Annotated in this window: 10 protein-coding genes; 5 read left to right on the top strand and 5 right to left on the bottom strand. The window is 38.5% G+C overall.

The features are described 5' to 3' along the window. Positions 1 to 171: 171 nt before the first annotated feature. Positions 172 to 789, bottom strand: a complete 618-nt coding sequence (locus AC3WR0_RS24985; protein WP_492554787.1) for a hypothetical protein — start codon at positions 787 to 789, stop codon at positions 172 to 174. A 182-nt stretch (positions 790 to 971) separates the two neighbouring features. On the opposite strand from AC3WR0_RS24985, the gene AC3WR0_RS24980 reads away from it, so the two are divergent. Beyond that, positions 972 to 1,337, top strand: coding sequence for a hypothetical protein (locus tag AC3WR0_RS24980; RefSeq protein ID WP_492554786.1), 366 nt, complete (start codon positions 972 to 974; stop codon positions 1,335 to 1,337). Between the two features lie 59 nt (positions 1,338 to 1,396). Here AC3WR0_RS24980 and ispG read toward each other — a convergent pair whose 3' ends face one another. The 3 genes from ispG to AC3WR0_RS24965 all read right to left on the bottom strand — a co-directional run bounded on the left by ispG (position 1,397) and on the right by AC3WR0_RS24965 (position 3,828). Further along, complete coding sequence (ispG, locus tag AC3WR0_RS24975) at positions 1,397 to 2,506, bottom strand: flavodoxin-dependent (E)-4-hydroxy-3-methylbut-2-enyl-diphosphate synthase (protein WP_196814275.1); 1,110 nt, start codon at positions 2,504 to 2,506, stop codon at positions 1,397 to 1,399. A 125-nt stretch (positions 2,507 to 2,631) separates the two neighbouring features. After that, entirely contained in the window at positions 2,632 to 2,970 is a 339-nt protein-coding gene (locus AC3WR0_RS24970; protein ID WP_492554785.1) for a hypothetical protein, read from the bottom strand. 84 nt (positions 2,971 to 3,054) lie between these two features. After that, positions 3,055 to 3,828, bottom strand: coding sequence for a DUF1189 domain-containing protein (locus tag AC3WR0_RS24965; RefSeq protein ID WP_492554784.1), 774 nt, complete (start codon positions 3,826 to 3,828; stop codon positions 3,055 to 3,057). Positions 3,829 to 3,984: 156 nt separating this feature from the next. Between AC3WR0_RS24965 and AC3WR0_RS24960 the strand changes: the two genes are divergently transcribed. Beyond that, positions 3,985 to 4,467, top strand: coding sequence for a DUF456 domain-containing protein (locus tag AC3WR0_RS24960; protein ID WP_492554783.1), 483 nt, complete (start codon positions 3,985 to 3,987; stop codon positions 4,465 to 4,467). 218 nt (positions 4,468 to 4,685) lie between these two features. Here the strand turns inward: AC3WR0_RS24960 and AC3WR0_RS24955 are convergent, their stop codons facing one another. Next, positions 4,686 to 5,378, bottom strand: a complete 693-nt coding sequence (locus AC3WR0_RS24955; RefSeq protein WP_492554782.1) for a Crp/Fnr family transcriptional regulator — start codon at positions 5,376 to 5,378, stop codon at positions 4,686 to 4,688. A gap of 356 nt (positions 5,379 to 5,734) precedes the next feature. Here AC3WR0_RS24955 and AC3WR0_RS24950 point away from each other — a divergent pair, with 356 nt between their 5' ends. From AC3WR0_RS24950 to AC3WR0_RS24940, 3 genes are all read left to right on the top strand, one after another. After that, positions 5,735 to 6,343, top strand: coding sequence for a superoxide dismutase (locus AC3WR0_RS24950; protein WP_027320035.1), 609 nt, complete (start codon positions 5,735 to 5,737; stop codon positions 6,341 to 6,343). A gap of 138 nt (positions 6,344 to 6,481) precedes the next feature. Next, positions 6,482 to 7,699, top strand: a complete 1,218-nt coding sequence (locus AC3WR0_RS24945; protein WP_492554781.1) for an MFS transporter — start codon at positions 6,482 to 6,484, stop codon at positions 7,697 to 7,699. A gap of 103 nt (positions 7,700 to 7,802) precedes the next feature. Then, the gene (locus tag AC3WR0_RS24940) at positions 7,803 to 9,968 is read left to right on the top strand and encodes a peptidoglycan D,D-transpeptidase FtsI family protein (RefSeq protein WP_492554780.1); all 2,166 of its coding nucleotides are present in this window, start codon (positions 7,803 to 7,805) and stop codon (positions 9,966 to 9,968) included. The last annotated feature ends 107 nt before the right edge of the window (positions 9,969 to 10,075 follow it).

Here is a 10,075-nt window from a genome sequence, read left to right as displayed (position 1 = left end):
AAGTATGACCTTTAGGTGATACTTGGTGCAGCTAGTGTCCATTCCGCTTCTCCCTACGATAAGTCAACATCGAACTCCAGTGCTCCTGTGCCACAGCTTTTTCAAAGAAGCTTATGTTCAGCTCGTCACAAAGCTGCAAGTCGTCTACTCAGAGAAGCAGTTACAGGAAGTTTACTCAGGTAGTTGCTTCGCTGAACGGGCGCTTGCGCTTTTCTTATGTTCCTGGTTCTGAAGCCATGTTTGAATCCATTCATCAGCATCATCCCAGTCATTTACTCTAATAACACCTTGAGGGATGGGATCCTGATTGTACGGTGTATTGAATAAAATAACAGGTATTTTACATTCTTCGTGAATCATGACTGCGTTATCGTGCTTGTCCTCAAAAAAAACATCTACACAATGCCTTTTGGCAGCTTCTATTTTATGGTGTGTACCAATTAATTCAATATGATCAAAAGAGAGTCCGTTTTGTAAAAACCATTGTTTCGTTACATCAAGTAAATTTCTCCCTCTGGCGCTTATAAAAAATAATTCATGATCTTCTTTCCATTTAGTTAAAATGGAGAGGGCACCAGGCGCCAGTGGCGATTTGGAGTATATTAACGGTTCATTCTCAATAAACCATTTAGCAAATTCTTCTTCAGATACATTAACCAGCGGGTTTAAATCATATTGTTTTATATCATCAAGAGTTATATTAAGCCCAAAAGCTTCATTGATGAAAGGAACCATTGAAGACGGGCTCGTTACGGTTCCATCAATATCAATACCAAAACGTTTTTTCATTAAAACTCCCTCATTTATCATTAAATTATCTCTCTTCCTTTATTTTACCAAAAAAACTCCACACATTAGAAAAAACTTTCGCCGCTAACAACTTAAAGGATATTAGACAAACTTTAACATCATTATTTGCATCCTGAAACGTAAACAATAAAAATGCTCCTAAAAGAAAGCGAGGGATTTGGATGGCAGATGATGATAAAGGATTTATAGTGCGTGATCTAAGGAGAAATAACTCTGATAACACAGATCACAGGGAAGAAACAGCTGCGGAAATTGCCGCTCCGGTGGGTATTAACCGAAATGCCAATCGAGGATTAAATGCAGCCGCAGGCGGAAGGGAAACAGCCGCAGGAGGTACCGGGCTTGGTACGGTTGCTTTGGCACTATCTATTTTATCGCTGTTTGTAATGCCTATTCTTTTTGGTGCAGCAGGAATCGTTTTAGGATTTATTGCACGCCGCAGGGGAGCAGAATCACTTGGTTCCTGGGCCATTGGATTAGGAGCAGTTTCGATTATAATCGGAATCTTCATTCTTCCGTTCTTTTAATGGTTTCGATAGGAGCAAAAAAGGGCTGGCAATATGCCGGCCCTTTTTGATATAAAAAATTATGCATTGGGAAGAGCTGCTGCTTCTTCTTTCGCTTTCTTTTGGAAGTATTCTTCAGCAATCTGGTCGATTTCCTTTTTCAGTTCGGCAACCAGTTCTTTTTCGGGAACTTTACGAACAATTTCCCCTTTGCGGAACAATAAACCTTCTCCTCGTGCACCGGCTATACCAATGTCTGCTTCTCTTGCTTCCCCAGGGCCGTTAACAGCACAGCCAAGTACCGCGACCTTAATAGGGGCTTTTATTGTAGATATATAGTCCTCTACTTCGTTTGCAATACTGATTAAATCAATTTCAATTCTTCCGCAGGTAGGGCATGAAATCAATGTAGCAGCATTAGAGGAAAGTCCGAATACCTTTAGCAATTCCCGGGCGACTTTAACCTCTTCTACAGGGTCGGCACTAAGCGAAATACGAAGTGTATTTCCTATTCCTTTACTAATGATAGCACCTAATCCTGCAGCACTTTTAATGGTGCCTGCATATAGAGTTCCGGATTCTGTAATACCCAAGTGTAAAGGATAATCAAAAGCTCTGGAAGCTTTTTCATATGCCTCAATCGCTAGGTTTACATCGGAAGCCTTCATGGAGACAATAATATCGTGGAAATCAAGGTCTTCCAATATTTTAATATGGTGAAGAGCACTTTCTACCATTCCATCTGCAGTAGGATAACCGTATTTCTCAAGAATCCTTTTTTCAAGTGAACCTGCATTGACACCAATCCTGATTGGTATACCGCGTTCTTTAGCAGCCTTTACAACTGCTTCTACCTTTTCACGCTTACCGATATTACCAGGGTTGATCCGGATTTTATCAGCTCCACCCTCGATTGCTTTAAGGGCTAGTTTATAGTCAAAATGGATATCAACAACTAAAGGAATGTTTATTCTCTTTTTGATTTCAGCAATCGCATTGGCTGCACGCTCATCTGGGCAGGCAACTCGGACAATTTGGCATCCGGCTTCTTCTAAACGTTTAATTTCAGCTACTGTAGCTTCAACATCATGAGTTTTAGTAGTTGTCATGCTTTGTATAATTAACTCGTTGTTTCCGCCGATTGTTAAATTTCCTACTTTAATCGGACGGGTTTTAGTACGATGAGTAATTTCATTCAACGGTAATTCGCTCCTTTAAGAGATGGATTCGAATAAATGCAATACGATACTATTTTAGCAGTATCGAACTCATCAGACAAGGAGATTGACTGAAAAGAGTAAAGGAGCCATACTTCTTATTGTGTTATTTTCCCGGTGTAATCAGGGAATCGATAACTCTTGCCTATTTGAATTTTCTCTGGAGATAGGCCGCCATTAAGTGACTTAAAATCCATAATAACCTTTTCTATCGATACAGGGAGATTATGATTAAGCTGATGTTCAACTACAGAAAGCACTGTTTCTCCAGGCCCTACTTTTACGGTGAAATAACCGGCTGATCTGGCTGGTGCAGGTTTTTTAGCTATTACTTCGACACTGGCTGTTTCTGAAATGGGCATAGTGCCTTCCGTCAGGTCGAAATAAATAATATAAATAACTAATAAAGCAGTAAGTATTCCAATCAGCTTTTTCATTGAAAGCCCTCCATCGCAGGGTTTTCTACATGAATATGCTTGTCTTATTTTCTTTAGAACAAAAAAACGTGCACAGAATGCACGTTATTTTATCTTCGCCTTAGGTTTAGGTACTTCGTTAATTGCCAGGTATAAAACGATGATGGCAACAAACCAGTTGATCAAAAATGAATTTGGTACTGTAGTTCCAATTGCTGCCATAATAGTAAAGAAGATTGTTGGCAATGTTTCACTGTATGCAGCCATTCGCCAAATCTGGCCGTAATTCAGTCTTCTTCCAGCCATATTTTTAATAGCCAGGCCGATTAGAGCAAGAATGGAAACTTCAATAAAACTCGAAGCGCTGGTAAGAATTAAAATGAGTACTCCAGCTATTCCGATAATAATGTATCGGGAACTTTCAATAGAATCAATAAAACCAGCAAGTTCCTTATTAGTCAGCTTTAAGGAGTCAATCATCGAATACTCATATGTTTGAATTCTTCCGCCTCCAGAGAAAGCAAACTGATTCTTTAAAAGAGCTACCGTATTATCATCTTTGATATCATCTAGCTTTACTGTTCCTGTAGAGTCGAAAATAACGGTAAAGTCACCTTTTTCAATTGTTATCGGTACTTTGCTTGAGGATTTCAATTGTCCATCTTCAATAGTAAAAGAAGGAAGCTCATCTTCGATAACTGTTTTCCCCGTCTGAATAGCAGCATTAATTTCTGTGCTTATGGAAATTAAAGGGGGGATAAGAGAAATAAGGGTCAGAAGAAATACATACAAAATAGTTTTCCCGATTCCCTGAAAACGAAAAACTGCAATATCTTTTGGAGAATAAATGCTTTTAAAAAGCTGTTTGAAAATATTCATTGTTACACACCCTTAAACAGATTCACCACTTTATTTTAGCTTTACGGAAGGTGATATACAAGAAGTAATGAAAATACCCCTTACAGCACTAGAAAAGTGTCATCCTGAGTATATAGGGGTAAAAGGGGAAAAATGTAGTAAAAGGATGGAATTCTATTGAATATTTTGTTTTGGATTATTATATGGGTGCTTTTTGCTGTTGCATTTGTAGGATTGGTTTATCCTATAATACCAAGTGTCCTGTTTTTAGTAGCCGGCATTTTAATGTATGGGGTTTTATTTAGCTTTCAGCACTTTACCTGGTATTTTTGGCTGATAGAGGGATTATTTGTTGTCCTCCTTTTTGGGGCGGATTATATAGCAAACATGATTGGAGTAAAGAAATATGGTGGTTCAAAGGCAGGAGTCTGGGGTAGCACCATCGGCTTAATTGCTGGCCCGTTTATTATTCCTTTTTTCGGAATCCTGATTGGCCCGTTTATTGGCGCAATTGCTGCAGAAACTCTAGTAAACAGAAGACCTTTTTCAGAGAGCATTAAAATTGGGATAGGCTCTGTAATTGGATTTATTAGCAGTGTTATTACGAAATCAGTGATTATGGCTATTATGATCCTGTATTTTTTCTATCAAATTTCTTAACAAAAAAATCCCCGCCCATTGGCAGGGATTTTATCTTGGCTAATCAGAATTTATATCCATAAATACTGAACTTATAAGCAAAACAAAGGCATCCACCAAAAAGGACTTGGCGAATGCCAAGTTTTTCTAAGAATTAAAGTTATATCCTTTTGTGTTCCATAAAGCCTTTTCAAAGGGGATTTATGGTGGTGTTATTCATACAGTTTTTCGGTAAGCAGTTAGTTTAGCCCGCATATTTCCATGGAGCAGTTCTGGCAATCTACCTCCCCTTTTAGGTAATTTACTTTTTTAATCGTGATTTTTTGATTATCATACGAAATTATATCTTGTTCACGTAATTCTTTTAATGCCCTCTGAATTACCTCTCTGGTTCCGTACGTCAAATTGGCCAGCTCCTGGTGGGTGAGGGGCAGGTCAATTAGTATCCCATCTTCAGTCACTACACCATAAGAATTAGATAGACGTATTAAAATAGAGTATAAGCCACCTTTTTTGCCGTTCATAATTAAATCCTGGCATTTCATCTGGGCTTTTAAATATCTGGTGCTCATCCACGCTGCCAGCGAATTCATAGCGGCTGTGTCTTTTAAGACAAAATCTTCAAATTGATCCTTCTTAATCATGATAAATTCACAATCAGTAAGGGCCTTTGCATAGAAGTGATAATATGGGTTCTCTTTAAAGAGCTGATATTCTATCAAAATTTCACGGCCATTCAGGATCTTTAAAATAAATTCTTTTCCTTTGACATGAACCCTTCCGATTGCAGCACTACCTTTAAGAAGAATAAAAATATGCTGAACAGGATCTTTTTCCTGAAACAAAACGCTCCCGGCCTTTACCTTTTGAATGGATTCTTTTTCACTGAAAAATTGAAGAAGTACATTATATAATGAAATGCTGCTCTGCATTTTTTCCCACTCCTTTAAATGCCTTACATCTTGATTTAAAGAAATTATTAACATCATGTCAATATGGCTTTTGCTTGATTTGGAAGTGATTTTTGTCGCTGATATCATTCAGGGTTGCTGCTATGCGTTTTTATAAAAATGACAATTTTTCGAAACTGAAGCCGTGGGAGCTTTTGAAATAAGAGTAATGAATAAATGGCTGCCAAATGGGAATTGTATCTATGTCAGACCTAAGCATTAAATTTGAAAGAAAATCTGAAATCTGGTAATCTTAACCTGAAAAGCTTTGGAAATATTCTAAATTTAATTTAGGTGCTAAAGCTGAAAAATTTTGTATTACATAGGAGGATATTAAAATGGCATTCGAATTACCGCAATTACCTTATGCTTATGACGCTCTTGAGCCTCATATTGACAAAGAAACAATGAATATTCACCACACAAAGCACCATAACACATATGTGACTAACCTTAATAATGCTTTGGAAGGTAACGAAGAACTTCTTTCTAAAAGTGTAGAAGAGGTTATTTCTAACCTGGATGCTGTTCCTGAGTCTGCACGTACTGCAGTTCGCAATAATGGTGGCGGCCACGCTAACCACTCACTTTTCTGGCAAATCCTTTCTCCAAATGGCGGCGGAGAGCCAACTGGTGAACTTGCTGATGCACTTAACTCAAAGTTTGGCAGCCTTGAAAACTTCAAGGAAGAATTCGCAAAAGCAGCAACTACTCGTTTCGGTTCAGGCTGGGCTTGGCTAGTTGTTAACAATGGCGAATTAGAAGTAACAAGCACTCCAAACCAAGACTCTCCATTAATGGAAGGTAAAACTCCAGTTCTTGGTCTTGATGTTTGGGAGCATGCTTACTATCTTAACTATCAAAACCGTCGTCCAGAATACATCACTAACTTCTGGAATGTTGTAAACTGGGATGAAGTATCCAAGCGTTACAGTTCAGCAAAATAATTTTATAACGAAGAAAAGGCAGGCAACCAGCTTGCCTTTTTTTTTTTCTAAAAATTCCCCCTCTATTTCAAAATTTCCCAAAAACGAATAAGAATCCAGCGGTTGTAACAGACTACCCTTAACAAAGGGGAGTTTGCTATGATCAAAAATTTTAAATTAATGGGCGACATCGAATTTAAAGGAGACCTGGCTCTTCTTCTTATAATTGGAGGATTGTATTCACTCAGTGTCGCGCTTTCCAACACTTTTGTGAATATTTATCTTTGGAAGCAATCAGGACAGTTTGCCGATCTTGGATTATATAATCTTTCTATAGTTGTTATGCAGCCTTTAACCTTTATACTGGCTGGCAGGTGGGCAAAAAAAGTCGATAGGGTAATTGTATTTCGTATTGGAATCATTTTTTTGGCTGTTTTTTACTTGACCGTACTGCTTGCCGGCACGCATGCATCTAAATTTTTATTCCTTCTAGGCGGCCTTTTAGGCATTGGTTACGGCTTTTATTGGCTTGCATTTAATGTTTTGACATTCGAAATAACAGAACCTGAAACAAGGGACTTTTTTAATGGATTTCTTGGAATATTGGGATCTACTGGAGGCATGATTGGCCCAATGACCTCCGGATATATTATCTCGCGACTTGAAAAGTTCACTGGATACACTGTGGTTTTTGGGATTTCTCTCGCATTATTTGCACTAGCTGTTCTACTAAGCTTTTTCCTAAAGAGGAGACCAGCGAGCGGCAAGTATTGTTTTATTAGGATTTTGCAGGAAAGAAGACAAAATCAAAATTGGCGTCTCATAACCCATGCCCATTTTTTTCAAGGCTTGAGAGAAGGGACGTTTTTGTTTGTCATTTCAGTTTTTGTATTTTTATCAACCGGGAGCGAATTAGCTTTGGGGACCTATGGACTCGTTAACTCAGGTATTTCATTTATTGCTTATTTTACAGTATCCCGAATGATCAAAAAAAATCATCGAAAAAAAGCGATACTAATTGGCGGAATTATACTCTACGTGGCTATTTTCTTTATTGTTTGGGATGTTACATTTTATAAGCTGCTGATTTATGCAGCTTTAATAGCAACGGCCTATCCTATTTTACTTGTACCATATGTGTCAATGACCTATGATGTCATTGGTCAAAGCTGGAAGGCGGCTGAAATGCGGATTGAATACGTGGTGGTCAGGGAGATTTTTATTAATGCTGGCCGAATTGTCTCCATTCTAATTTTTCTTGGGGCAATCACCTTGTTTAATGAGGAAAAAAGCATTCCTGTCATCTTGCTGGTGTTGGGCGCAGGTCATACCTGTATTTATTGGTTTATTAGAAGGGTCAAATTATCCACTGCCTGATTTACCGATTTTAAAAAAATGGTAAGGTTTACTCTTGGAAAAAAGTCTGAGTTTCTTTTAAAATGGAGAAAGTGGAATCCATTAAAGAAAGTGTGATAAACAATTGGTAACAAATAAGAAGAAGAAAAAGACCCATGTCCCTTTAAGGTTAAATATTTTATTCTTTGTTGTTTTCGTTCTGTTTTCAGCGCTAATCTTAAGGCTTGGTGTTGTTCAGATTGTATATGGAAATGATTTTAAACGGGAAATTGAAAGAACATCAGACATAACAACTAATAATCCTGTACCGAGAGGGAAGATGTTTGACAGAAATGGAAAAGTCATTGTCGATAATACGCCCCTCAATGCAATCACTTACACAAAATCTCAAAATACAAGCCAGAAAGAAATGCTCCAGGTTGCAGAAAGGCTTTCAAAGCTTATTAATATGGATATTAAAAAAGTCCAGGAGCGAGACATGAAGGACTTTTGGCTCTTAAAGCATCCTAATGAAGCAAAAGCAAAGATTTCCGATAAAGAATGGGAAGAATTTAAGCAAAAGAAGCTGGATGATAAAGATTTGTACAAGCTTCAGCTAAAAAGGGTTTCGGCCAAAGACCTGGCTCAAATCACAGATCACGATAAAGAAGTATTGGCTATTTTCAGACAGTTTAATAGTGGATATGCATTGACTCCGCAAATGGTAAAGAATAAGGATGTAACTCCACAAGAATTTGCGGTGGTCAGTGAAAATCTTGAAAATCTGCCGGGTGTAAATACAACAACCGACTGGAATCGAAATTATGTATTTGGCAGTACGCTCCGAACAGTACTGGGCGGAGTTACCACATCTGACGAGGGTATTCCAAAAGAACAGCTTGATTATTATCTGGCAAGGGGTTACAGCCGTAATGAGCGAGTCGGAAAGAGTTATATCGAAAAGCAATACGAAGACGTTCTTCATGGTGAAAAAGGAAAAGTGAAAAATAAAACAGATAAAGCCGGAAATGTTATTTCCACTGAAGTAGTATCAGAAGGGCAAAGAGGTAAAGACCTTGTGCTTACCATTGATATGGATCTTCAGTCGCAAGTAGAAAAGATTTTGGAAGAGGAATTAAAAGCGGCGAAAAAGGAGAAAGGTGCTCAACTCCTTGATCGTGCTTTTGTTGTTATGATGGATCCCAATACAGGTGAAATATTGTCTATGGCCGGGAAACAAATTGGCAAGGATGGTAAAATGAATGATTTCGCACTAGGAAATATTTCAACATCCTATAACGTAGGATCAGCGGTTAAGGGTGCTACAGTCCTGACAGGTTACAAAACAGGTGCTATACATCCGGGATCTACTCAATTTGATTCACCTCTTAAAATAGCACATACCCCTGTAAAAAAATCATGGAAGAACTTTGGAACAATCAATGATTTAAGAGCACTTCAGGTTTCTTCTAACGTATATATGTGGAAAACAGCCATTGCTATAGCAAAAGGCCATTATGAAATAAATCAACCGCTCCCAATTGATACAAAGGCTTTTAGTACTATTAGACAGTCTTTTAGCCAATTTGGACTTGGGGTTAGAACAGGAATTGATCTTCCAAATGAAGCAACAGGTTTCCCTGGTCCTGATAAAACACCTGGTTTGCTGCTGGACCTTGTTATCGGACAATATGATACGTACACTCCGATGCAGCTGGCTCAATATGTCTCAACCATTGCTAATGGGGGATACAGGGTTCAGCCTCACCTAGTTAAAGAGATTAGAGAGCCAGGTGCAGATAATAAAGAACTAGGTTCTGTTATGCAGGAAATCGAGCCAAAAGTCCTTAACCGGATAGATGCTAAACCGGAATGGATTGACAGGGTGAAAAAAGGTTTTTATATGGTTGGAAATGTAGGCGATGGAACAGCGGTGAGATATTTCCATGGGGCCAAATACGTTTTTGCAGGAAAAACTGGAACAGCTCAAGCATTTTATGATGGTCCGGACCGAAAGAAATATGGAAAAGAGGCACCTGAGGTGATGAACCTTAGTCTAGTTGGCTATGCACCTTATGATAATCCAGAAGTGTCAATCGCAGTATTAGTTCCTTGGGCATATCAGGGAGCCAATGGCCGTGGTACTAGTAACTACATCGGCCGAAGAGCACTTGATGCCTATTTTGATTTGAAAAAGCAAAGAATGTCTCAGCCCGGGTCGGCGCCTGGTGCTGATTTGAACACAGCCGTTCCAGGAACTCCCGCACCAGACCAAAATACTGCTGATACTCAAATATCAGCAGGACAATAAAAAGAAACGCTTCCCTTTAGGGACGCGTTTCTTTCAGTCTGTTGATAAAGTCGCTTGTCAATGGACAAAATGGTAAGAATTTTATAAAATCTCCTCAAATTCATTAT

The sequence above is a fragment of the Neobacillus sp. FW104-15D2 genome, assembly GCF_058790155.1.
The sequence above is the reverse complement of the archived record's forward strand: the minus strand, read 5'-3'. Positions and strand labels throughout refer to the sequence as shown.

Coding starts and splice junctions, on each gene's coding strand:
- AC3WR0_RS24985 (WP_492554787.1), bottom strand. CDS start 789: ATGAAAAAACGTTTTGGTATTGATATTGATGGAACCGTAACGAGCCCG.
- AC3WR0_RS24980 (WP_492554786.1), top strand. CDS start 972: ATGGCAGATGATGATAAAGGATTTATAGTGCGTGATCTAAGGAGAAAT.
- AC3WR0_RS24970 (WP_492554785.1), bottom strand. CDS start 2,970: ATGAAAAAGCTGATTGGAATACTTACTGCTTTATTAGTTATTTATATT.
- AC3WR0_RS24965 (WP_492554784.1), bottom strand. CDS start 3,828: ATGAATATTTTCAAACAGCTTTTTAAAAGCATTTATTCTCCAAAAGAT.
- AC3WR0_RS24955 (WP_492554782.1), bottom strand. CDS start 5,378: ATGCAGAGCAGCATTTCATTATATAATGTACTTCTTCAATTTTTCAGT.
- AC3WR0_RS24950 (WP_027320035.1), top strand. CDS start 5,735: ATGGCATTCGAATTACCGCAATTACCTTATGCTTATGACGCTCTTGAG.
- AC3WR0_RS24945 (WP_492554781.1), top strand. CDS start 6,482: ATGATCAAAAATTTTAAATTAATGGGCGACATCGAATTTAAAGGAGAC.